The organism is Herbiconiux sp. 11R-BC, assembly GCF_049472555.1.
Classification (GTDB): domain Bacteria; phylum Actinomycetota; class Actinomycetes; order Actinomycetales; family Microbacteriaceae; genus Herbiconiux.
Genome location: NZ_JBCEBO010000001.1, coordinates 296,851 through 319,520 on the forward strand (window position 1 = coordinate 296,851; position 22,670 = coordinate 319,520).

A 22,670-nucleotide genomic window follows, 5' to 3' on the forward strand; every position below is an offset into this window, starting at 1 on the left:
CACCGGCTCGCCAACAGCTGTAGAGTTCAGATCTCATGTCCTTGTGGGTTGTCAGCATCTGGATCCCGGTGCTCGCCGTGCCGGCCGCGCTCATATTCTTCGCGACGCTGACCCTCACGCACGCGCTCTGGCGGCACACACCGCTGCTCGCCCCGCTGCTCGGAATCGTGGGGCTCGCCCTCGCGGCCTGGCTCTCCTTCCTGGCGTGGTGGGCCTGGCCTCCGGCCGGGTTCATGCTGTGCTCCTTGACACTCATCGCCTCGGCCGTGGTCTTCGTTCGCGGCGGAATCTGGCGCGGCTGGCGGGAGGCGCTGCCCGTGCTTGCCTTGATGGCCGGCGGGCTGCTGTTCGCCGTGTCGTTCAGCTACCTCTGGGGGGCGGGGAACGACCCGTACTCGCTCGTCGCCGGTCGTTTCTTTCACTTCCTCCTGCCGAGCGACAACACCATTCCCATGCTGTTCGGGCAGAAGCTGAGCCTCGGGCAGAGCACCACGCTGCTCACAGGCGACTGGAACGGCGGGGACCGCCCGCCTTTGCAGACCGGCTTCGAACTCTTGTTCAGCCCTCTCGTGGCCGTTCAGCAGGCCGCCTCGGGCGCCGCGGTGGTGGGCTTCGGCGGCACGATGCCGATGGGCGCCGCCTTCGCGGCCGACGTGCTCGCCCAAGTGCTCTGGATCCCGGCGGGTTATGTGTTGCTGCGGCTTCTCGGCTTCCGTTCCTGGATCGCGATCGCCTCACTCGTCTTCTCACTGATGATCCCCTCGATCCTCGTGAACACGGTATTCACCTGGCCGAAGATGCTCTCGGCGGGGCTCGTGCTCACCGCGATCGGCTTCCTGCTGGCGGTGCGGCAGAATCGCACGGCAGCGCTCTGGCCGTTCCTGTTCGCCGTCATCGCAGCGACCCTGGCCGTGCTCGCGCACGGAGCGGCGGCCTTTACCATCCCCGCGCTCGTGCTGATCGGTCTCTACGCCCTGCGCGGCCGCGGCATCCGCCCGTCGTTCGGCGTCATCTCCTGGGGCGCCGCCTGCGGCCTGTTGCTCTATGCCCCATGGGCGGCCTACCAGCGTTTCGTCGACCCCCCTGGCGATCGGCTGCTGAAGTGGCATCTCGCGGGTTGGGTGCCTGTGACGCCCGACTCCTTCGTCGACGTGCTCGTCCGTCAGTACACCTCCACGCCCGTCTCCGAGCTGATCGGAAACAGGCTGGCCAATGTCGGCACCCTCTTCGGGCTCGACGAGGCGTACCGCTTCACGGGCCCGGGCGCGCGGCCGTTCGTCGCCCTGCGGGTGGAGGACTGGACGAGCACGCTCTTCGCCCTGGGGCCGATCGCGGTCGCCGCCGGCATCGTCATTCTCGTGCTGCACCTCGTGCGCGTCCGGGAGCTCGACGACATCGCTCGGCAGCGCTTGCTCGTGGTCGCCGCCATGCTCGTGTGCATCGCGGTCTGGGCCACAGTACTCTTCTCGGCGAACGCGACGATCGTGGCCCAGGGCTCGCACTGCTGGATGCTCGTGCTCGCCATCGTGCCGTTCGCATGGCTGCTCGAGCGCCGACCACGACTCGGCCTCACTCTCATCGGGGTGCAGGCGGCCGCCTTCGTGACGGTGTACTTCCTGAAGTACTCCACGCCCGAAGAGCCCGCCCGACTGTCGATCTCGGCGGCCGTGCTGGCGACCATCGGCCTCGTCTTTGTTCTCGTCGGGCCGATCCTGCTCGCGCGCCGGGCACGGCCCGCCACTGCGGTGCGCTTCCGCTGAGGGGTCAGGGAACAGTGACGGTCGTGCAGCCCATGTTGCGATTGTCGAAGGTGGCCGTGATGCAGACCTGGTGACTTCCCGACCGGGCCGGGAGCGTGGTGTCGATGCCGTGGTTCGAGCCGACTCCGGGGAAGTAGGCGTTGATCCAGTCGAGCTTGCTCGCTGCGGCGATGGGAGTGCCTACACCGTCGATGTTGACCCAGATGTATGTGGTGGCGGTGGAGTTTCGGTCGACCGACCATCCGGTGATGCGCACGCCGCCGCTGACCCCGGTGACCGAGTCGATGCTCGTGGCGCCGGTCGACGGTACGTCTACCGTGCGGCAACCAAGGTCCTGGTTGTCGAAGGTCGCGATCACGCAGACCGTGTGCACGCCGGCCGCGGCCTTGAGGCTGATGTCGAATCCGTGCCGCGACCCCACGCCGGGGAAGTAGGCGTCGATCCAGGGCAGGCCCTTCCCGGCCATGTACGGTCCGCCCACGCCGTCGACGGTCACCCAGACGTACTTGGCGTCGCTCGACTTGCGGTCGACGGCCCAGCCGGTGAGGTTAATCTGCTGATCGCTGGCGGTAAGGGTGTCCCACGACGCCGCGCCCGTCGAGGGTACCGTCACCTGCTTGCAGCCGTAGGAGACATTCTCCGAGGTTCCGATCACGCAGACGTTGTGCACGCCCGCCGAGGCCGGGAAGAAGCCGCTGAAGCCGTGTTTGGGGCCCTTGCCGGGGAACATCGCCTCGATCCAGTTGAGCCGGCCTCCGGCCCAGATCGCGCCGCCGCCTCCGCCGTCGATGGTGACCCAGACATAGGTCGAATCGGCCTTCGTCTGGTCGAGCGACCATCCACTCACGTTGACGCCGCCGAACACGCCTGTGGCCGTGTCGAACGAGCCAACCTCGTTGTTCTGAACCGTCACGGTGCGGCATCCGTAGGACGTATTCTCCAGCGTGCCGTAGACGCAGACTTGGTGGTTTCCCGGCTTGGCCGCGATCGTGGTGGTGAATCCGTGCCGTTTGCCGTTCGGCGGCCAGGCAGAGCCAGCGGTCTCCGAGTTGTCGGCCGCGTACACGGCCTTGCCGGAGCCGTCGACGTCGACCCAGACGTAGGTGGGAACCGTGTAACGCTTGTCGAGGCTCCAGCCGCTGACCGTGATGGCACCGAGCGTGGTGGTGACCGATTCGACCGCCCCGACCTCGTTCGCCGGAACATATGCGGTCTTGCAGGCGAGGAGAACCGAAGCATAGCCGTAGACACAGATTCGGTGGGTGCCCGGCGAAGCCGATACGATGCGATCGAAGCCGTGCAGGTTTCCGACGTTCGGGTAGAGCACCGGTGTCCAGCTCAACAGCTTGTCGACCTTGAAGGCCTGACCGCTGCCGTCGACATCGACCCAGATGTAGGTCTGGCCCCCCGCCGCCTTGTTGAGCGACCAGCCGGAGATGTGCACGCCGCCCACGACGCCGTCGGCCACGTCGAGGTAGCCCATTGCCGTCGTGTTCGGAACCGAGACGGTCTTGCAGCCGAGGTCGGTGCCGTTTGACTTCGACACGCAGACCGTATGCGTGCCGGGGCCGCCACCGACGATCGCGCTGAAACCGTGGTTCGGCCCGGCGCTCGGATAGAGGATGGGGATCCAGTCCAGTCGCACGTCGGCGGTGGCCGCGGTGGCCTGCCCGTCGACCGTGATGGTGACGCCCACGGGGTTGCTCGACGCGGGGTCGACGGCCCAGCCGGTCACCTGGATACCGGCCGCAACCGGCACCGCCGTGTCGAACGCGCCGTTGGGGTTGTTCACGCCCCGCGGGTCACCGAACCAGTCGGTGTACAGCCGCCAGAAGTTGCGGTTGCCGTACGATGAGCAGCCGTCGCTCTGGCCGCCGTAGACGTTCGACATCGCGACGGCGTTCGGCTGGTAGGGCGTGTAGTAATAGAGGCCCGCGGTGGCCTGGTTCTGAATGAGCACGGGCGAGGAACCGCAGGCCGCATTCGGGTGGTAGCGAACGTTGGAGTACTTGCCCACGGGGAACCAGTTGAAGAACGCCGAGGTGCCCGGCGGGTTGGAGTACCGCTTGTACTGCCAGGCCGCCTTGTAGACCTGGTTGTAGAACCCGGTGTACTCGGCGTCGCACGGCGCGGTGTCGGGGCAGGCGAAGCCGGTGGCCGAGTTGTACTGGCTCTGGCTCGGCCAGGAGTCGGTGATGAGCGACTGCTCCTTCTGCAGCAGCACGATCAGCACCGACTGGCTCACGTTGCAGGCCTGGCCGACCTTGGCGATGATGGTGGCCGCCGACTCGTTGGCTGTGCCCGAGTAGCTGTTGCACATCGCGTCCGACGGGCGCGAGTAGGTCGACTGCGTGTAGTCCTTCAGGCAGGTGTAGCCCGATCGGCAGCTCGAGACCTGGGCGTTGAGGAAGTTCTGAACGGCACCGGCCGACATGGCGTTGCCGTTGAAGAAGTTGGCGTCGCTGATGATGTTGCCGGGGTCGAAGTCACTCGCGTTCGCCGCCGGAACGGAGGCGAGAGCCGGCACGGCGGTCGACGCTGCGGCCGCATCGACCGGAACGGATGCGGCAGCCGCGTCAGCGGGAACGGCCGCGACCGCGGCGTTCGTCGTGGCGAAGCTGAGCCCGGAGATCAGCAGCGCCCCACTCAGCACGGCGGCGAGAAGGCCTCGTCGGGACTGGCGGTGCGGCATCTGGATTCCCCTGTCGGTCGTGGCCGAAGTGCGCGCAGATCACAGGTTCGAAAATCCTGGGGCACCCGGTCGCCTCATCGGCTCCATCCTAGGTAGCGCCTCGGCGCAGCCCGGGAAGTCGCCCCGCATCGGCGTGTCCGATCGTCATCGCCATTCGGGTGAGGTCATCGTTCGCAGGCTCGGGGCGGCCGCCACTGAATCAGCGGCCGCCCCGAACCCGTCGATCGATTCCCGAACCGATCAGTCGAGCGAGAGGCCCCACATGTTGAGCACAGCTCCGATGTTGGTGATGTACCCGCTGCTGTTGCAGTTGCGCGAGACTCCGGCAGCGGCGTACTGAGCCGACCAGTTCGAGCAGGGCACCGCTCCCGCGTTCGAACTCGCGATGAGAATCCCGAACCCCAGTTGCGAACCGCCGATCGAACCGAACACCGGTGCACCACTGTCGCCGGGGCCGATCGCCTGCACAGACGGGCCAGTGATCAGCGAGGTATTGGACACCGTATAGGTGACGCTGCCGTAGTTCACCGTCACCGGTAGTCCGACGTTGCTGGCGGTGAAGCTGCAGTACTGCCCGTCTAAGGCCCCACTGAGACACATCGGAGCACCGTTCCATGGGTCGCTGAAACCCACCACGGGAGAGTTCAACCCGCTCCCGAGAGTGCCGCCGTCCCAGATCGAACGCGATCCATCTGCGGCTATGAGTTCGGCATCGGGCACGCCGTTGCCGAAGGAGTGATTGGTGATTCCCCCGATGTAGCCATTCAATCCCCGATTGATGGGCCATCCGGCGTAGTTGTAGACGGACTCTGTGAGTCCGAAGCAGTGACCCGCCGTGAGGATGTACTTGTTGCTCTGCCACTTCACGGGAAACGCAGTGGTGCACGTGCCAGTGCTGTTCGAGACGAAGTCGCCTCCGTACCACTCTGGCGAGTCGTCGGCGCGCCCGGATGTTGCGGTCGAGGGCGTGAGACCCGTCTGCACGCTCACGCCCTGTCCGTACTCCTCCCTCAACGCTTCCACCCGCTCGTCTGTCTTGTCGCTCAAGCCGATGAGGACGCTCACGTCTCGGACGACACCCCAGGTGATCACTCCCTCGAGTTTGCCGTCGTTGATGTCTGCGGTGACCCGCTTGTTGAGAGCCTCAGCGTCGCTGAGATTCTGCCGCGCGGTCTCGAAGCTGAGCTTTTCCGCGGGCAGTCCGACCAGATCTCGGATCTGCTTCTCGACGTCAGGATCGGGCTCGCTGAGATACACCTCGAGAATGTCCTGAGTTGCTTCGTTCCCGGTGGCCATGCCGCCATAGACCGAGGGGAACATGCTCGGCCCCACCTCGCGGATCTTCATCGCAGATTCATAGACCTCGAGCGAAAGACCGGCGGGTTCCGCTGTCGAGCCTTGCTACTCCAGACCAGCTCCGAAGCACGACCCGACGACGGTTGTAGGATAGCTAGCCGTCAACCGGCCTCACAAGCGAACATTCGGTGACGATCATGAACGCGTTCGCGGTCGGCCCGCGACCGGCCGCTCAGCGGTAGAGCACGTCGCGCACGGCCAGCAGGTAGGTGCGACCGTAGCGCTGCGAGGGCTCGAGCACCGCGCCCTCGGCCCACTCGTTCCAGGCGTTGACGAACACCACCCGCTGATCGCGGTCGCGGTCGGCGACCGCCGAGACCGTGGTGTTCAGCCAGCGGCGGAAGGTGTACGGGTTCGATCCGTACCACATGTCGGGCTGCCACTGGCGGCGTGCGGTGTTGTCGAAATTCACCATCACACCGGGGTAGCGGTGGTCGGGCGCCTCCGTGTTGAGCCGCTCCTCGGCCTTTTCGGCCATGGCGTTGTAGCTCAGCAAGTTGCCCTGGAAGCGCCCGTCGAGTCCGCGGTGGTCGCGCGGCAACGAGCTCCAGAACATGTTGTGCGGCGCGAACTCGAGGTAGGCGTCGAGGCCGTGCTCGGCGAGCTCGCCCTCGACCCCCTGCATGGAGGTGCCGACGTCCACGGTCACGAGCGTCAGGCCGGGGAGCCCGGCCTCGACCGCGACAGCCCGCCAGTGCTCGATCACGGCCACGTGGTCGGGGATCTGCGTGATGCGGTAGACGGCGATCACCGGTTTGCCGTCGATGCGGATGTAGCGCGGGTCGGTGATGAGCGGCAGCACGTCGTCGATGAACTGCTTCGCCGAGACACGGTCGTAGTCCTGGGCGATGAGCACGTTCTGCTCGCTGCCGTCCCAGCGCCTGGTCCAGTTCTCGTTCGCCCACATGATGCAGAACTTCTGGTCGGCGTCGCTCGCGAGCAGGTCTTCGACCGGCATCTCCATGAGCTTCTTGCCCGCGAACCAGTAGTAGTAGTACATGAAGCCCTCGATGCCCATCGAGGTCGCGAGCTCGAACTGCGCGTCCCGCACGCCGGGCGTCCGCAGGTCGTAGAAACCGAGTTCGCTGGGCAGCAGGGGCTGGATGTGCCCCGGGTAGAGCGGCGTTCCCGCGGCCACGTTCGACCACTCGGTGAAGCCCTTCTCCCACCACTCGTCGTTCTCGGGGAAGGTGTGGAACTGCGGAAGGTAGAACGGGATGACACGCGCCCGCGGCACGGCCTCGAACTCGGGCGCGAAACGCCGGTAGGCCTGCGGGTCGGCGACGTCGGCGCTGAGCGACCCGGCCTCGCGGATGTCGTAGCCGGCCTCGCCGGCCACGATGCCGAGGATGCGCTCGATCGCGTGCGCCGTGGTGGCGTCGACCTGCCCGGCCTCCTCGTCGAAGTCGGCCGCCACGAGCTCGAGCGAACGCAGCCCCTGCAGCAGGAATCCGCGCACCCAGTAGATCGAGCCGGCGGCGAAACGCAGGGCGTCCTCGTCGAGCTCCATCTGGATGCGCCGGAGGAGTGCACCCACGATGTCTCGGTCGCCGCCCCAGAACTCCGGACCGAGCACGTTGCCGGTGGAGGTGAGGATGCCGAGGCCCGGGTCGGACGCGAACTCGTTGAGCACCCGCGTGACGACGTCGACCGAGCCGACCAGCTCGCTGAAGAAACTCTCCCGCCACTGGTCGCCCGAGCCGCTCAACTCGGTGTGCTCCTCGCGCCACACGCTCTTCTTGGTATGCACCTTGAAGACGAGTTCGTAGGGGTCGAGAAGACCCGCGTTCACCACCGCGATCAGGGGCAGGATGTCGCGGCCGTGGTTCTCGATGTCGAGCACCTGCAGGCGGCCGAGCTGCGGCATCCGGCTCTCGTCGATCTCGAGGGCCTGACCGGAGGCATTGGTGACGATGAGGTCGAACGGCACCGGCATGCCGGCGAGCGCCTCGACGATCTGCGGCAGGAGGTCGATGTAGTAGACGTGCACGACGGCGGCGATGCGCGCGCTGGTGGGCTCGGAGAAGAACTGCTTCTTCCAGGCGCCGGGATACATCGCCTTCAGGCGGGCACTGCGGTTGTACGACCAGCGGGAAAAACTCGCCGGGAACTCGTCGCTGCGATCCGGCGCGGGAGGGGTCGCCAGACGCTCACCGACGCTGCGCAGGGCGCGCCCGGTGCGGCGCTTGACCCCGCCGATCGTGATTCTTCTCAAACCTCAGAGCCAATCCGCCGGCCGCACGCCGAACTTCTCTTCGACGACAGCCGGAATGTCGAAACCGTCAGCAACAATAGCGGGATTCGTGATGAGTTCCCGCTTGACGAAGGGGAAGCCCAGCTCGAGCAGCCCCCGCCAGCCCGAGATGGTGGGGTTCTGCGTCCAGTGCACCACGAGCTCGTAGTCGAACCAGGCGCCCGTGACGAAGCCCTCGCCCTGCAGCAGCCGGCTGAGTCCCAGCTCGTACTTGTCGATGATGTCGAACTTCTTGCTCTGCGGAGGCAGGTTGCGCCAGAAGTACTTGACGGCCGGATCCTCGAGCACGCCGTTCCGGAAGCCGAGCAGGAAGCTCTGCAGGTGCGGCATGTACTGAGCCGTGAAGGTGCCGCCCCAGACGTCGTAGAAGCTGCTCTCGAAGTCGGCGACCATGGGCCCCAGACTCGTGAACGGCCCCACGAGGGAGTCGTTGGTGATGATGACGTAGGGCAGCGAGCGGATCTGTGGGAACAGCTCGAGCGCCGTCGCCCAGGAGCCGAAGTCGTAGCCGATGTTGGGCTTGCGCACCACGATCGCCTGATTCGCCGGGCCGCGGGACCAGTCGAGGGGCGTGTCGTCGTCGGAGGCGCGCACCACGACCACGCTGTAGCCGGCCTCCTCGAGGCGCGCCACCATCCAGGAGAGCGAGAGCGACACCTGCGGCCCGGTGCCGAAGCTCGCCACGACCGCCACCCGGTCCGTCTTCGGAAGGGTGGTGCGATCGCTCTCGATCGTGGTTCGCGGGAGTACCAGCTCCAGGACGTTCGGTGCCACGCCGCTCAGGTCCAGCCGTTGTTCAGTGCTTTTCGCCGGCGCATCCGCAGCGGCCGGGTGATCGACCACGAGGTGGAGGAGCGCAGCGCCCTCAGCTGGGAGGCGTAGCGCTCGGCCTCGTTGCGGGCCGCGACGAGGCGGCGGCGGTGCGATTCGGCCTCGGCGGAGCGACGGGCGAGCTGGGTGCGCAGCGCGGCCACTTCGAGCCGGAGCTCGCGCAATTCGTTCTGGAGCTCCGCTGCGCCGGGCGCGTCGAGGGTCGCCGGGGCGAGGGATGCGCCATCGCCCGTGGGGGAGATTCGTGAGCTCATGCGGCTACCGCACTTTCGTACAAGGGAAACGACACCATGGTATCCAGGTTCGACCTGAGCCGCCTGAGTGCCCGGTGCGGAGCGGGCGCCCCGCTGGAGCTCAGCCCGCCTGGACGGTCGTGGTCGCGGTGCCGGAGTGGGTGGCGTCGGCGAAGTCGAGGGTGACGGCCCAGGAACCGCTGCTGCCGGCCGGCAGCGCGATCGAGAGGTTGGAGCAGTACGTCTCCGCCGTGTTCGCCATTCCAGGGGCCTGGGCCGTGACGGTCTTGTCGGCCTGCGTCGCCGTGGCGGTGCAGACTCCGGAGTCGCTCACGAGGTCGGTCACCATTCCCGCCACCGCGATCGAGCTCGACGACGGGTCGTAGGCCGCGTTGAGGATCTGCACCGAGACCGTGGCCACTGCGGGCGCGCTGGGGGTGGCCGTGGGCGCCGGGGTGGTGGGCTTCGGCGTGCTCGTGGGGGTCTTCGTGGGCGTGGCCGAGGGGGTCGGGGTCGAGCTGGCGGTCGCCGTGGGAGTCGTGGTCGCGCCGCCCGATCCGGCCACGCAGCCGGTGACGCCGACGGCCGCGGCGAGCACGACGAGGGAGCTGACGGAGAAGCGGAGGAGAGTCGACGGAGCCATGTTCCCGATCCTAAGGACCAGGCCACCGGATGCCCGCTGACGCTCCGACGATAGGCTGAACGGGTGAAGAATTCAGCGGTCGCAGCGCAGCCCGGGGTCGTCTCGGTGGTCATCGTGAACTTCCGCGGCGCCGACGACACGATCGAGTGCGTCTCGCAGCTGGGCGCGGTGGACTGGCCGGCCGGCAAGCTCGACGTCGTCGTGGTGGAGAACGGCTCGGGCGACGACAGCCTCGCCCGGCTCACCGCCGCCTTCGCCGGCGACGAGCGGGTGCGGGTGATCGAGTCCGCCGTGAACCTCGGCTTCGCCGGCGGATCGAACCTCGGCGCCCGCGAGGCGAGGGGCGAGTTCGTGGCGTTCCTCAACAGCGACGCCAAGCCGCACGCGTCCTGGATCCATGGAGCCCTCGAGCAGTTCGACGCGAGCCCCGCCGTGGCCGCGGTGGGCAGCAAGGTGCTCGACTGGGACGGGAAGGTCGTCGACTTCGTCGGCGGCAGCCTCACCTGGTTCGGCATGGGCTACAAGGACCACGAGAACCAGCCCGACGACGAGCGCTTCGCCCAGCCCCGCGACATCCTCTACGGCACCGGCTCGGCCCTCTTCGTGCGCGCCTCCACCTTCGCCGAGGTGGGCGGCTTCGACGAGCGCTTCTTCATGTTCTACGAGGACGTCGATCTCGGCTGGCGGCTCAACCTGCTCGGCTACCGGGTGCGCTTCGCGCCCGCCTCGGTGGTCTACCACCGCCACCACGCCTCGATGCGCAGCTTCGGGCCGTACCGCGAGAGCTACCTGCTCGAGCGCAACGCCCTCGCCACCCTCTACAAGAACCTCTCGGCCGAGAACCTGGCGAAGTTCCTCCCCGGCGCCATGGCCCTGCTCGCCCGGCGCGCGGTCGCCAAGAGCGACCTCGATTCGCAGCTGTTCGACATCCGGCGTTTCGACAGCACCGCCGAGGGCGAGTTCGACGAGACCACCCCGGTGTCGAAGGAGTCGCTCGCGGGACTGTTCGCGCTCGATCAGTTCGTCGAGGACCTGGAATCGCTCTCGGTCACCCGCGACCAGGTCCAGGCCGGCCGGCGGCGCACGGATGCCGACCTCTTCCGCCTGTTCGGCAACATGATCCACCCGCTGCTCGGCGGCTCCTCCTATCTCTCGGGGTTCCGCTCGGTGGTCGACGCCTTCGAGATCGAGTCCTCCACCGACCGCCGGCACGTGCTCGTGATCACGGGCGACTCGCTCGGTGAGAAGATGGCCGGGCCGGGTCTGCGCGCCTGGAAGATCAGCGAGGCCCTCTCGGCGGAGCACGAGGTGCGCCTGGTCACCTGGAACGCGGCCGCCCGCAGCTCCGACGCCTTCGAGGTCGAGCACGTGCAGCTGCAGAACGAGCGCCAGATGAAGGTGCACGAGCAGTGGGCCGACGTGATCTTCTTCCAGGGCTACGCGCTGCACCACTTCACGACGCTGCAGAAGTCGGAGAAGATCATCGTCGCCGACATCTACGACCCGATGCACCTCGAGCAGCTCGAGCAGGGCCGCGAGTTCGGCACCGAACGATGGACGAACATCGTGCGCTCGGCCACCGAGGTGCTCAACCAGCAGCTGGCCCGGGCCGACTTCTTCCTCTGCGCCTCCGAACGCCAGCGCCTGTTCTGGCTCGGCCAGCTCGCGGCCCTCGGCCGTATCAACCCGGCCAACTACGCGGCCGACGACTCGCTCGAGCAGCTCATCTCGATCGCCCCCTTCGGACTCGACGCGACTCCCCCGCGGCACACGCGCGACGCCATCCGGGGTGTGGTGCCCGGCATCGGCAAGACCGACAAGGTCGTCATCTGGGGCGGGGGCATCTACAACTGGTTCGACACGCTCACCCTCGTGCGGGCGATCGGAAGGCTCGCCGAGCGCCGCAAGAACGTGCGGCTGTTCTTCATGGGCGTGGCGCATCCGAACCCGGATGTGCCCGAGATGGCGATCGTGCAGAAGACCCGGCAGCTCGCCGAGGAACTCGGGCTGACGGGCAAGAACGTGTTCTTCAACGACACCTGGGTCGACCTCGACGACCGCCAGAACTACCTGCTCGAGGCCGACGTCGGAGTGAGCACCCACTTCGACCACATCGAGACCACCTTCTCGTTCCGCACGCGCATCCTCGACTACCTCTGGGCCGGCCTGCCGATCGTCACCACGCGCGGCGACAGCTTCGGCGACCTCGTCGAGAAGGAGGGCCTCGGCGTCTCGGTTCCCGAGCGGGACGTCGACGCGCTGGCGGATGCGCTCGAGTCGATGCTGTACGACGCCCCGGCCCGGAAGGCGGCCCAGCAGGCGGTCTCACGCGTGCGCGAGCGCTTCACCTGGGACGAGACGCTGCGCCCCCTGGTGGAGTTCGTGCGCGACCCGCGCCCCGCCGCCGACCGCGTGCTCGGCTCCCTGTCGGCGCCGCTCGACGTGGCCCGCGCGGGCCGCACCCGCCCGGTGACGGCCGAGGAGAAGTTCCAGGCCATCTCCACGAGGCGGCACGGCATCCGGCGCGATATCGCCCTCGCAGGGCACTACCTGACGAACGGCGGGCTCTCCTCGCTCGGAGCCAAGGTGCGCTCGCGGCTGCAGCACAGCCGGGCCGCGAAGGGCTGAAAGCCGCCGGACGCCTGCTCCTCCCGCTCCGCCGAGTCTGGGAGGAGCGTGCGGAGCGGTCATGTATTCTCTATCCCGGCAGATTCCCGCTGCCCGACAAAGTGGCTTGGAGGCCGTGAAAAATGGCTATCACGCTGGAGTCCCCCGCAGACAGGGCTGCACGCCTCGAGAAGGAGCCCTGGCAGCACGACGGCGCATCGACACCGGGAATCGGCGGCACCATCGCGTCGGTCCGTGAGATCTGGGCCCAGCGCAGGCTCCTCCGTCTGCTCACCGGCCGCGAGCTCAAGTCGCGCTACAAAGACAGTGCGGGCGGGTTCCTTTGGAGCCTCGCCAAGCCGCTGACGCAGCTATTCATCTACTACATCGTCATCGGGCAGTTCCTCGGCGCCGCCCGCGGCATCGAGAACTTCGCCATCTACATCTTCGCCGGGCTGACGGTCTACACGCTCTTCAGCGAGATTGTCGGTGCCGGCACAGGGTCGATCATCGCGAACTCGGGTCTGGTGAAGAAGGTCTATCTGCCACGGGAGATCTTCCCCCTCGCCGCAGTCGGGTCGGCGCTGTTCAACTTCGTCGTGCAGTTCGTCATCCTGATCATCGCCGCCTTGGTCCTCGGAACGCTCAGCTTCGGCCCGCAGCTGATGTTCGGGCTCGGCGCGCTGGTCCTGATCCTGGTCTGGGGCACGGCGATAGCGCTGCTGCTGGGCGCCCTCAACGTCTACCTGCGTGATATCCAGTACCTCGTCGAGGTGGTGCTCTTGCTTCTCATGTGGGCCTCACCAATCCTCTACTCCTGGCAGCAGGCTGCGGCGGTACTGCCGGGATGGCTGCTCGAGATCTACGTCAACTCCCCCATCACTCTCGCGGTGCTCGGCTTCCAGGAGGCCTTCTGGTCCGAGGCCTCGCACGGCGTGCCCCTCCCGCACCTGGCGCTCCGCATGCTGATCGCCGGCGCTGTGGGCATCATCGCGCTCTTGGGCGCACAACGAGTCTTCAGCCGCCTGCAGGGCGACTTCGCACAGGAGCTGTGACCAGTGAGCGGTAATGTCCCCGTCGTCGAGGTGAAAGACGTCTCGAAGCGCTTCGTCATCCGCAAGGAGAAGAGCCTCAAAGAGCGCCTCGTCAACGCCGGGCGCTCGAAGCAGTTCAAAGAGGACTTCTGGGCGCTGAAGAACGTCGACCTCGAGATCGATTCGGGCCAGACCATCGGCCTGATCGGCCCGAACGGCTCGGGCAAGTCGACACTGCTCAAGACCATCGGCGGCATCATCCAGCCCACCTCCGGCACCGTGCGCCGCCGCGGGCGCCTCGCCGCGCTGCTCGAGCTCGGCGCGGGGTTCCACCAGGACCTCACGGGCCGCGAGAACGTCTACCTGAACGCCTCCATCCTCGGCCTCTCGCGCAAGCAGACCGACCTCTACTTCGACGACATCGTGGAGTTCTCGGGCATCCGCGACTTCATCGACACCCAGGTGAAGTTCTATTCCTCCGGCATGTACGTGCGGCTCGCTTTTTCGGTGGCCGTGCACGTCGACCCCGATCTGCTGCTCGTCGACGAAGTGCTCGCAGTGGGCGACGAGGCCTTCCAGCGCAAATGCCTCGACAAGATCCGATCCTTCCAGCGTGAGGGCCGCACCATCGTGCTCGTCACCCACTCGCTCGGGCAGATCACGGAGTTCTGCGACCGGGCCGTGCTGCTGAACCGCGGCGAAGTGCTTTTCGACGGGGCACCCCATGAGGCTGTGCGCGACTTCCGCGAGGTGCTCGAGGAGCGCCGCATCGGCGAGGTCGAGGCGCACAATGCCGCGCACGACGAGAAGGTCGAGCCCGTCGACAACGGGCGCATCGTCTCCACCACCGTTCACGCCCACGGCCGCGCCGAGGGCGAAGCGGTGCAGCCGGGAGACGACCTCGTGGTCCGCGTGACCTACGAGCACCCGCGCGGTATCGAGAACTGGATCGCGGCCATCCAGATCGACAACGTACAGGGCGTTCCCGTGTGGGGATCGGCCTCGCTGCGCACGGGCGTCAACCTCGGCCGGCTCCGTGAACCGCGCACAGTGGAGTTCGTGCTGCGCGACGTGCAGTTCGGTGCCGGCAAGTACTTCATCAACTCCACCCTGATGAACAGCGAGAAAGTGCACCTCGCCGACGTGCCGCAGGCCGTCTCCTTCGACGTGCCCTACTACGACCTCGCGGTCGGCCTGCTGCACGCGGTGCCGGAGATCCGCGACCTCGGGTCGTCCGAGGCCTGAGGTGCCCGAGGGTTCCTCGCCGGCCGCCGACCCCGTGAGAGTGGCTGCTGTCGTCGTCAATTGGCGCCAGCCCGCGCTGACCTCGTCGGCTGTGCGCTCACTCGAGCAGCAGGAGGGCCTCGCCACCGCCGGACCCGCCGGAGAGCCGGTCGAGCTGCGCATCGTGGTGGTCGACAACGGTTCGGCCGACGGTTCGCTGGAGGAACTGCGCTCCCGGCATCCGGAACATCTCGTGGTCGACGCGGGCCGCAACGGCGGCTTCGGCGCGGGCGTGAACGCCGGCATCCGGGCCGCGGCCGAGTGGGACCCCGTCGCGATCGTGCTGCTCAACAACGACGCCGAGGCCGAGGCCTCGTTCGTGGCCTCGCTCGTGGGTGCGCTGCTGGCGGATGCGCGGACCGGCGCCGTGACCGCGCGGATCCTGCTGCAGGGGCGCTACCGGCCGGCCGGCGAGACGGAAGCCGGCGCCCTCGTGGCCGCCGACGGCACGCGCTGGGTCGGTGTCGCCTCGGACGCCCGGCTCGCCGGCGGCGTCGAGCTCGTCAACAGCACCGGCAACGAGATGACCCGCTCGGGCAACGGCCGAGACCGCGACTGGCTGGCGCCGGTGGGCCCGACGGCCTCGGCTCCGGTGGGTGGCCGCGGCGCGGGCGAGGTCCTGGGCTTCTCCGGCGGCGCCGCCGCCCTCCGTTCCGCCGCGCTCGAGGAGGTCGGCCTCTTCGACGAGTCCCTCTTCATGTACTACGAGGACACCCAGCTGTCGTGGCGGATGCGGCGGGCCGGCTGGCGCATCCGCTTCGCCCCTGAAGCGGTCGCGCGCCACGCCCATGCGGCATCGAGCGGCACGGGCTCGGAGACCTTCCGCTTCTACAACGAGCGCAACCGCGTGCTCGTGGCGGCGCAGCACGCGCCGGCCCGCGTGGCGCTGACCGCGCTCGCGCGGACGGCCGCGGCCACCGCCCGCGCCACACTGCGCGCAGGGGGCTCCGCGGGGGCCTCGGCCGACGCCCGGCGGCGTCGTCGCTCCTTCGCCGCAGCGCTCCGCGGGCTCCCCGCCGCCCTCGCCGAGCGCCGCCGCGTCGACCACGCGGCCACCGTCCCGCGCGCCGCCGTGGCCGCGTTCCTGGTCGACGACTGACCGCGCATCCGGCGCCGGCTGCACTGGCGGCACCGGCGGCACACACCGGGCTCCCGGAGACCGGCGGGTATGCTGGTGGCTTGCTCGATTCGGGCTCTCGGCCCCTGAACACCTGCAAGGACCCTCAGTGAGCCAGCCGATCCCCGTGCTTCTCGATGCGACGTCTCTGCCGCCCTCGTGGGGCGGCGTGGCACGGTACATCGAGGGTGTGCTCACGGGTCTCGAGAGCGCCGGGACGTCGGTGCACGTGGTCGCGAAGGCGGCCGACATCCCGCGTCTGCGCGCGGCCGCTGCGGGCCATCGCTACCATGCGGCACCCCAGGCCATCCGGATGCGCCCGGTGCGGTTCGCCTGGGAACAGCTCGGCCTGCCCGTCCTGGCGCGCCGCCTCGGGGTGACGGCCATCCACTCGCCGCACTACACCTTCCCGCTCGTCACCCGGGCCCGCCGGGTGGTCACCCTGCACGACGCCACCTTCTTCACCGACCCCGCCGTGCACTCGCGCCTCAAACGCACCTTCTTCTCCACCTGGATCCGGCTCGCCGCGCGCCGCGCCGCCGCTCTGGTGGCTCCGAGCGAGGCCACCGCCACGGCGGTGCGCGAGGCCGTCGGCAGCGGTGCCGCGCGCATCCGGGTGGCCTACCTCGGCGTCGACCCGGCGGTCTTCACCCGCCCGGCCCCGAGCGCGGTGGAGGCGTTCGCCGCCGCGCACGAGTTGCCGCCCGTGGAGGGCTGGATCGCCTTCCTCGGCACCATCGAGCCCCGCAAGAACGTGCCGGAGCTGTTGCGCGCCTACGCGCGGGTGCGCTCGGAGCGGCTGGCCCAAGGCTCCCCCACGCCGCGCCTGGTGCTCTCGGGCTCGCGCGGCTGGGACGACGACGCCGCCCGCCTGCTCGACGCACTCACGCCCGAGCACGGCGTGATCGAAGCGGGCTACCTGCCGCTCGAGCAGCTCTCCGCCTTCCTCGGCGGGGCGACCCTCGTGGTCTACCCCTCGCTCGGCGAGGGCTTCGGGCTCCCCGTGCTCGAGGCGATGTCGTGCGGAGCCGCCGTGCTCACCACGAACCGGCTCTCCATCCCCGAGGTCGGCGGCGACGCCGTGGCCTACGCCGAGCCTGACGCGGCCTCGCTCTCCACCGCGATCTCGGCACTGCTCGACGCGCCCGCAGAGCGCCGGCGCCTCGGCGCCGCGGCGCTCGTGCGCTCCGCGGACTTCACCTGGGAGGCCTGCGCACGCGTGCACCTCGAGGCCTACGCCGACGCCGGAGTGCGCACGGAGGCCGCCGCGTGACCGGCCCGCAGAGCGCCGAACCCGGCACCACCCCCGGCATCCGCGTGGCCGTCGTGACCGTCAGCTACGACTCGGCGGCCGTGCTCGAGCCCTTCCTGGCCTCGATCCCCGCGGCAGCTTCCGGCACCGCGGTGGCCGTGTACGTGGCCGACAACAAGCCCGACTCCCCGGCCCGACCCGCGATCGAGCGGATGACGGCCGAGGCGGGCGCCCACTACGTTCCGATGACCGGCAACCTCGGCTACGGCCACGCCGTGAACGCCGTCGTCGACACGCTGCCCGCCGGAATCCCGTTCGTCCTGGTCTCGAACCCCGACGTGGTGCTGCATCCGGGAGCCGTCGACGCGCTCGTCGCCACGATGGACGAGCTGCCGGATGCCGGCGCGGTCGGCCCGAAGATCGTCGAGACCGACGGCAGCGTCTATCCCTCGGCGCGGCCGGTTCCTTCGCTCCGCAACGGCATCGGTCACGCGATCTTCGGCACGTTCTGGCCCGGCAACCCGTGGACGCGGGCCTACCGGCCACCGCTCGGCGAGCATCCGGTGCGCCGGGACGCCGGCTGGCTCTCGGGCTCGTGCTTCCTCATCCGCCGCGAGGTCTTCGACGCCCTCGACGGCTTCGACACCGGCTACTTCATGTACTTCGAAGACGTCGACCTCGGCTACCGGCTCGGCCGTCTCGGCCGGCGCAACGTCTACGAGCCGAACGCCGTCGTGCTGCACACCGGAGCGCACTCGACCACGGGCGACTCGGCGGCACGGATGCTCGAAGCGCATCACGACAGCGCCAAACGCTTTCTCGCCCGCAAGTACTCCGGTCCGCTGCGCTGGCCCGTTCGCACCGCCCTCTCCCTGGGCCTCACCGTGCGCTCGGCGCTCGTGCGGCGCAAGGCCACGCGATGACCGGGGACGGCGTCGTGGCGACCAGTAGGGTATGGGGAGCGAACCCTGCGGCGCAGAACGACCGGTCACGTCCGCAGGACTCGAGCACAGGGAGACGAACGCGATGAGACTCGCCATGACCCTCATGGTGCGCGACGAGGCCGACATCGTCGGCGCGATGATCGACCATCACCTCGCCCAGGGCGTCGACACCCTCATCGTCACCGACAACGGCTCGGTCGACGGCACCGCCGAGATCCTCCAGCGCTACGCCGACCAGGGCCTGATCGACCTGCGCCACGACCCCGTGCACCGCAAGCAACAGAGCCCCGTGGTCACGCAGATGGCGCGCGACGCCGCCACGATGTACGGCGCCGACTGGGTGATCAACGCCGATGCCGACGAGTTCTTCCTGCCCGTCGACCGCTCACTCACGCTCCGCGAGGTGTTCACCCGGCTCGACAAGAGTCTGGCCGCGTTCCTCGTGCCCGTGACGAACCTCACCGGGCCGCCCGCGGCATCCGGAACCGGCATCGGCCGGCTCGTCTACCGCGACCAGCGACCGGTGGCCGCGCTGCGGGCAACGGGGCTGCGCGACCACCCTACGGCCGACGCCGTCCACGTGGGCGACCCCTCGATTGAGGTGATCCAGGGCAACCATTTCGTGAGCCTCGCCTCGCAAGGGCTGCCGCCCGAGGAGCTCGCGATCGAGGTGCTGCACCTGCCGTGGCGCTCGTGGAAGCAGTACGCCCAGAAGGTGGAGAACGCCGGCCGGGCCTACGACAGCAACCCCGAGCTCACCCCGAGCCCCCACCACCACGGCATGCGCGACTGGGCGCGGCTGCAGGCGGGCGCTCTGCTGCCGTTCTACCTGCTGCGCCATCCGGATGCGGGCGAGCTCGCCGCGGGCCTCGCCGCCGGGCACTTCGTCGAAGACCGGGTTCTCGCCGAGTACCTCGCCTCGCCGGAGCCGGATGCGCCGCTAGACCCCGAGACGCTCACTCTGTTCGAGCGTTTCGCGCCGGCCCTGCGCGACGCGGAGGCCCGCTCGTTCGCGGCCTCGACCGCTGCCGAGGAGAAGCGCCTGGCCGATCTCGAGGAGCAGAGTGCGGCGATGCAGGCCGTTTACGACGCCCTCGAGGCCGAGAAGGAGCTACTGATCGGCGAGAAGAACCATCTGCTGGGCGAGGTGCTCACCCTCACCGAACGGCAGCGGCTCACCGAGGTGCACGCCAAGAGCCTGGAGACCTCGCTCGAGCAGCTCTCGGGCCGCTTCGAGGTGCGGGCCGGGCGGAAGCTGCGACGGATCGTGCGCCGTGCCGGCTGAGGCTTCTGCGGGCACGGCGCCGACGCTCCGGCACCCGCTCGACCGGCCGCTGCGCGTGCTCGTGACCGGGGGCGCCGGGTTCATCGGGAGCGCGGTGTGCCGTGTGCTCGCCCGCCGGCCCGGAACCGAGATCGTCGCGCTCGACGACTTCTCCTCCAGCGATCCCGCGAACCTGAGCGGCGTCCCGGCGACCCTGATCGAGGGTTCGGTGCTCGACGAACCCCTGCTCGCGCAGTCGATGGCCGGCGTCGACGCGGTCGTGCACCTCGCCGCGATCGCCTCGGTGCAGGAGTCGCTGGACCGGCCGCTCGAGGTGCACCGCGTGAACGTCACCGGCACCCTCACGGTTCTCGAGGCTGCCCGCGCGGCCGGGCTCGTGCACACCGTGATCGCCTCCTCCTCGTCGGTCTACGGCTCCGGCCCGGAGCTGCCCAAGCACGAGGGGCTGCGCCCGCGCACCGAGAGCCCGTACGGCGCCACGAAGCTCGCCGCCGAGAGCTACGCGCTCACCTGGCAGCGCAGCTACGGGCTGCCAGTGCTCGCTTTCCGCTTCTTCAACGTCTTCGGCCCGCGCCAGAACGCCGGGGCGGCCTACCCCGCGGTGGTGCCCGCCTTTCTCGAGCGGACCCTCGACGGCGGCGCGGTCACGATCTTCGGCACCGGCGAGCAGTCGCGCGATTTCACCTACGTCGAGTCGGTCGCCGAGGTGATCGCGGATGCCGTGGTGCGGCGGGTGGCCCACGACGAGCCGGTCGACCTCGGCTTCGGAGTGCGCACCAGCCTGCTCGAGCTGGTGCACGAGCTCGCGACCGCACTCGGGCGACCCATCGACATCGAGTTCGCCCCGGCGCGCACGGGCGACATCCTGCACTCGCAGGCCGAGGGCCGCAGACTGGCCGAGCTCTTTCCCGGGCTCCGGCCGATCCCGCTGGCCGAGGGGCTCCGGGCCACGATCGAGTGGATGCACGGGGAAGGCGAGCGATGATCCGCAACTGGCTCGAAGAACGCGCGAAGTCCCGCATCCGCCGTCGGCTGCTCGACGGGCGGTTCACGCCCTCCGACGAGCTCGTGATGGGTGAGAACGGAGCCGAGATCCCGGTGCTGATGTGCCTCTGGAACCGCCCCGAGCGGCTGCGGGCGATGCTCGAGAGCCTGGATGCCCAGACCGGCACGCCGGGCATCGCCGTCTACCTGTGGAACAACAACAAGGTCGACCACACCTACTACCGCTTCGTCATCCGCGAGTTCGAGGCGCGGGGCGCAGTCACCTCCATCCGTCTGGTGCGCACGCCCTACAACCTCGGCTCGATCGCCCGCTTCTACTGGGCGCGGATGCTCGCCGCCACGAAGGGGCCCGGCCCGATCGTGGTGGTCGACGACGACGAGGACATCCGCCCCGACTTCGTGAGCACCGCGCTCTCGCTGTACGAGCCGAAGACGGTGCACGCCTGGTGGGCCTTCACCGTGAACCCGGAGACCGGCGACTACTTCGACCGCACGCCCGCGGGCGTCGGCGACCGGGTCCACCATGTGGGCCCGGGCGGCATGATCTGTTCGTCCGAGATCTTCCTCGACGACCGCTTCTTCACCGAGTTGCCGCAACGTTACTGGTTGCTCGACGACGTGTGGTTCACCTTCTTCGTGACGCGCGCCGGCTACCGGCTCGCCAAGCTCCCCGTCGAGGTCGAGTTCGTTCTCGCCGAGACCAACCAGCACCACAACCTCGGCGACCTCAAGCGCGAGTTCTACCGCTCCCTGCGCGCCCTCTGAGCGCTGTGCCGACCGCGTGGGATCCCAGGGTGGTGCGGCGTCTGGTGGTGGGGATCGGTGTCTGGCCGACGTCGACCCAGGCCGGTGGGACGAGGTGCGGGACTCCGCCGCGCATTATCAGGGCCCACGAAGATCTGTGGAGGTGGCTGTGGTGGAAGTGGCACAGCAGCACCCCGTTGCCGATATCGGTGCGGCCCGGCGGGTGGTTCTCGGAGACCCATTCGGTGACGTGATGGGTTTCGCACCAGGAAGGCGGCCGGTCGCAGTCGCCCCACACGCAACCACCGTCGCGGGCGGCGAGGGCCCGGTTCTGAGCCGGGCTGAACAGCCGGCGGGTCTTGCCGTGGTGGAGGACCTCCCCGTGGTCACCGAAGACCGTCGCGGCCGTGGCGGAATGGCAGCGCAACTGCGCGATCGTGGACGCCGGCACGGGTTCGGTGATCCCGTCGATCCAGCCCATCCCGCGGCCTTCCTCGAGGTCGGCGAGCGTGACGTGCACATTCACCGTCGTCGCCGACCCGCCCAGCCGCGGCATCTCAGGAGCAGCCGCCGCACGAGTGAGGAGTTCGGTGAGGGTGTCGACATTCTTCTGCCCCGCCGTGCGGGCATCGCCGAGCGCCGCAGTGGCCACGGCTTCGTCTTCCGCCGTGCGGGCGGTCGTGCCGCCCACGGAAGCTGCCGCGTCACTCGCGGCAGCTCGACCCTCAGCGGCCACCGAGTCCGCGGCAGCGACCCGGTTCTCTGCGACGGCGTGCTCGTCGGGCTCGGCTGAAGTCGCACCGCCGTCTCGACTCTCCGCAGCGCCAGCCGGATCGGCGGCGAATCGCGGACCCGTCGCCCGAGGGCTCTGCAAGACCTGCATGCTGCCCACCCACACGGCCGCTTGGTCCGGAGTGAGGGCGAAGCGCCCCCGGAGCATCCCATCGGCCGACCACGCGAATGTGAGGAAGCGCAACTGCTGCTGCCGCTCTGCGCGAGGTTCCGCCCCATCGGAATCGAGGAGCTCACGCAGGTGCAGCGCGAGCTTGCCGGTCTGATCGGCCGTGAGGCGGCCGGCGATGGTCTCGTCGACGAGGGTGCGCTCGGCGTCGGCCACGACATCCGGGCCCAGGCCCCGCTCGGCCAGGGTCAGGCAGTGCCGCACGATCGCCTCGGCCGCCTCCACCGCCAACACGCCCCGACCCAACGCCTCCGATACGCACGGGAACGGCTCCCGCCCGACCACCCCACCCAGGAGCAGAGCGCCCCGCAACCGGGCACCGAATTTCAACCGGGCCTGACACTCCGACACCGACGCACCCGTCACCGCCGACACCAGCTTCGCGGGGCTCGTGAAGTTCTGTGATCGCGACAAGCCCTCATCACCCAGCTCGGCCCGGGAACGGGCACCGACCTCGCCCGCGAACCGCACCCGCGCCGCATCGACCAGCCGCCCCACCCGCTCGACAGCCGCCAGATCACCCAGCACATCGGTGTCGGAAAGACCGGCCAGGTCGACCCCGAGAATCACCCCGAGCTCGGCGAAGACCTCATCGAGGCGGGAGGGGAGGGGCATACTGATATTCTATCAAATTAACCCGAAGAATGCTCGCTTAATAGAACGGATGT

General features: G+C 68.9%; 17 protein-coding genes. 10 read left to right on the plus strand and 7 right to left on the minus strand.

Going from position 1 to position 22,670, the window contains the following annotated elements; translation table 11 throughout:
• The first annotated feature begins 35 nt into the window (after positions 1-35).
• On the plus strand, positions 36-1,760 hold the full coding sequence (locus VD659_RS01345) for a hypothetical protein (RefSeq protein WP_423259336.1): 1,725 nt from the start codon (positions 36-38) through the stop codon (positions 1,758-1,760).
• 4 nt (positions 1,761-1,764) lie between these two features.
• On the opposite strand, the gene VD659_RS01350 is transcribed toward VD659_RS01345, so the two are convergent.
• The 6 genes from VD659_RS01350 to VD659_RS01375 form a co-directional block, all read right to left on the minus strand.
• Positions 1,765-4,452 carry a hypothetical protein gene (locus tag VD659_RS01350; RefSeq protein WP_423259337.1) on the minus strand — a complete coding sequence of 896 codons (2,688 nt, stop codon included), beginning with the start codon at positions 4,450-4,452 and terminating at the stop codon, positions 1,765-1,767.
• A 240-nt stretch (positions 4,453-4,692) separates the two neighbouring features.
• Positions 4,693-5,799 carry a hypothetical protein gene (locus VD659_RS01355; protein WP_423259339.1) on the minus strand — a complete coding sequence of 369 codons (1,107 nt, stop codon included), beginning with the start codon at positions 5,797-5,799 and terminating at the stop codon, positions 4,693-4,695.
• A 181-nt stretch (positions 5,800-5,980) separates the two neighbouring features.
• On the minus strand, positions 5,981-8,023 hold the full coding sequence (locus tag VD659_RS01360) for a glycoside hydrolase family 99-like domain-containing protein (RefSeq protein WP_423259341.1): 2,043 nt from the start codon (positions 8,021-8,023) through the stop codon (positions 5,981-5,983).
• 3 nt (positions 8,024-8,026) lie between these two features.
• Positions 8,027-8,836 carry a rhamnan synthesis F family protein gene (locus VD659_RS01365; RefSeq protein WP_423259343.1) on the minus strand — a complete coding sequence of 270 codons (810 nt, stop codon included), beginning with the start codon at positions 8,834-8,836 and terminating at the stop codon, positions 8,027-8,029.
• A gap of 5 nt (positions 8,837-8,841) precedes the next feature.
• A complete protein-coding gene (locus VD659_RS01370) occupies positions 8,842-9,147 on the minus strand; it encodes a hypothetical protein (protein ID WP_423259345.1) in 306 nt (101 codons plus the stop codon).
• A gap of 100 nt (positions 9,148-9,247) precedes the next feature.
• Positions 9,248-9,769 carry a hypothetical protein gene (locus tag VD659_RS01375; RefSeq protein WP_423259347.1) on the minus strand — a complete coding sequence of 174 codons (522 nt, stop codon included), beginning with the start codon at positions 9,767-9,769 and terminating at the stop codon, positions 9,248-9,250.
• A 63-nt stretch (positions 9,770-9,832) separates the two neighbouring features.
• Between VD659_RS01375 and VD659_RS01380 the strand changes: the two genes are divergently transcribed.
• The 9 genes from VD659_RS01380 (at position 9,833) to VD659_RS01420 (ending at position 21,062) form a co-directional block, all read left to right on the plus strand.
• The gene (locus VD659_RS01380) at positions 9,833-12,397 is read left to right on the plus strand and encodes a glycosyltransferase (RefSeq protein ID WP_423259349.1); all 2,565 of its coding nucleotides are present in this window, start codon (positions 9,833-9,835) and stop codon (positions 12,395-12,397) included.
• A gap of 122 nt (positions 12,398-12,519) precedes the next feature.
• A complete protein-coding gene (locus VD659_RS01385; RefSeq protein ID WP_423259351.1) occupies positions 12,520-13,431 on the plus strand; it encodes an ABC transporter permease in 912 nt (303 codons plus the stop codon).
• Positions 13,432-13,434: 3 nt separating this feature from the next.
• Positions 13,435-14,655: an ABC transporter ATP-binding protein gene (locus VD659_RS01390; protein WP_423259353.1), complete on the plus strand. Its 1,221-nt coding sequence runs from the start codon at positions 13,435-13,437 to the stop codon at positions 14,653-14,655.
• 40 nt (positions 14,656-14,695) lie between these two features.
• Positions 14,696-15,793 carry a glycosyltransferase family 2 protein gene (locus VD659_RS01395; RefSeq protein ID WP_423259355.1) on the plus strand — a complete coding sequence of 366 codons (1,098 nt, stop codon included), beginning with the start codon at positions 14,696-14,698 and terminating at the stop codon, positions 15,791-15,793.
• Between the two features lie 127 nt (positions 15,794-15,920).
• On the plus strand, positions 15,921-17,084 hold the full coding sequence (locus VD659_RS01400; protein ID WP_423259356.1) for a glycosyltransferase family 4 protein: 1,164 nt from the start codon (positions 15,921-15,923) through the stop codon (positions 17,082-17,084).
• Positions 17,081-17,986 carry a glycosyltransferase family 2 protein gene (locus VD659_RS01405; protein ID WP_423259358.1) on the plus strand — a complete coding sequence of 302 codons (906 nt, stop codon included), beginning with the start codon at positions 17,081-17,083 and terminating at the stop codon, positions 17,984-17,986. The genes VD659_RS01400 and VD659_RS01405 overlap by 4 nt, the downstream gene beginning before the upstream one ends.
• Before the next feature lie 103 nt (positions 17,987-18,089).
• The gene (locus VD659_RS01410) at positions 18,090-19,292 is read left to right on the plus strand and encodes a glycosyltransferase family 2 protein (protein WP_423259360.1); all 1,203 of its coding nucleotides are present in this window, start codon (positions 18,090-18,092) and stop codon (positions 19,290-19,292) included.
• Positions 19,282-20,277, plus strand: a complete 996-nt coding sequence (locus VD659_RS01415) for an NAD-dependent epimerase/dehydratase family protein (RefSeq protein ID WP_423259362.1) — start codon at positions 19,282-19,284, stop codon at positions 20,275-20,277. The genes VD659_RS01410 and VD659_RS01415 overlap by 11 nt, the downstream gene beginning before the upstream one ends.
• Positions 20,274-21,062, plus strand: a complete 789-nt coding sequence (locus VD659_RS01420) for a glycosyltransferase family 2 protein (RefSeq protein ID WP_423259364.1) — start codon at positions 20,274-20,276, stop codon at positions 21,060-21,062. The genes VD659_RS01415 and VD659_RS01420 overlap by 4 nt, the downstream gene beginning before the upstream one ends.
• On the opposite strand, the gene VD659_RS01425 is transcribed toward VD659_RS01420, so the two are convergent.
• Positions 21,025-22,617: a DUF222 domain-containing protein gene (locus VD659_RS01425; protein WP_423259366.1), complete on the minus strand. Its 1,593-nt coding sequence runs from the start codon at positions 22,615-22,617 to the stop codon at positions 21,025-21,027. The genes VD659_RS01420 and VD659_RS01425 overlap by 38 nt on opposite strands.
• Positions 22,618-22,670 lie beyond the last annotated feature (53 nt).

Excerpts from the sequence above, each read along its gene's own strand:
- VD659_RS01370 (WP_423259345.1), bottom strand. The coding sequence starts at position 9,147 with ATGAGCTCACGAATCTCCCCCACGGGCGATGGCGCATCCCTCGCCCCG.
- VD659_RS01385 (WP_423259351.1), top strand. The coding sequence starts at position 12,520 with ATGGCTATCACGCTGGAGTCCCCCGCAGACAGGGCTGCACGCCTCGAG.
- VD659_RS01410 (WP_423259360.1), top strand. The coding sequence starts at position 18,090 with ATGAGACTCGCCATGACCCTCATGGTGCGCGACGAGGCCGACATCGTC.
- VD659_RS01375 (WP_423259347.1), bottom strand. The coding sequence starts at position 9,769 with ATGGCTCCGTCGACTCTCCTCCGCTTCTCCGTCAGCTCCCTCGTCGTG.
- VD659_RS01355 (WP_423259339.1), bottom strand. The coding sequence starts at position 5,799 with ATGAAGATCCGCGAGGTGGGGCCGAGCATGTTCCCCTCGGTCTATGGC.
- VD659_RS01420 (WP_423259364.1), top strand. The coding sequence starts at position 20,274 with ATGATCCGCAACTGGCTCGAAGAACGCGCGAAGTCCCGCATCCGCCGT.
- VD659_RS01345 (WP_423259336.1), top strand. The coding sequence starts at position 36 with ATGTCCTTGTGGGTTGTCAGCATCTGGATCCCGGTGCTCGCCGTGCCG.
- VD659_RS01425 (WP_423259366.1), bottom strand. The coding sequence starts at position 22,617 with ATGCCCCTCCCCTCCCGCCTCGATGAGGTCTTCGCCGAGCTCGGGGTG.
- VD659_RS01350 (WP_423259337.1), bottom strand. The coding sequence starts at position 4,452 with ATGCCGCACCGCCAGTCCCGACGAGGCCTTCTCGCCGCCGTGCTGAGT.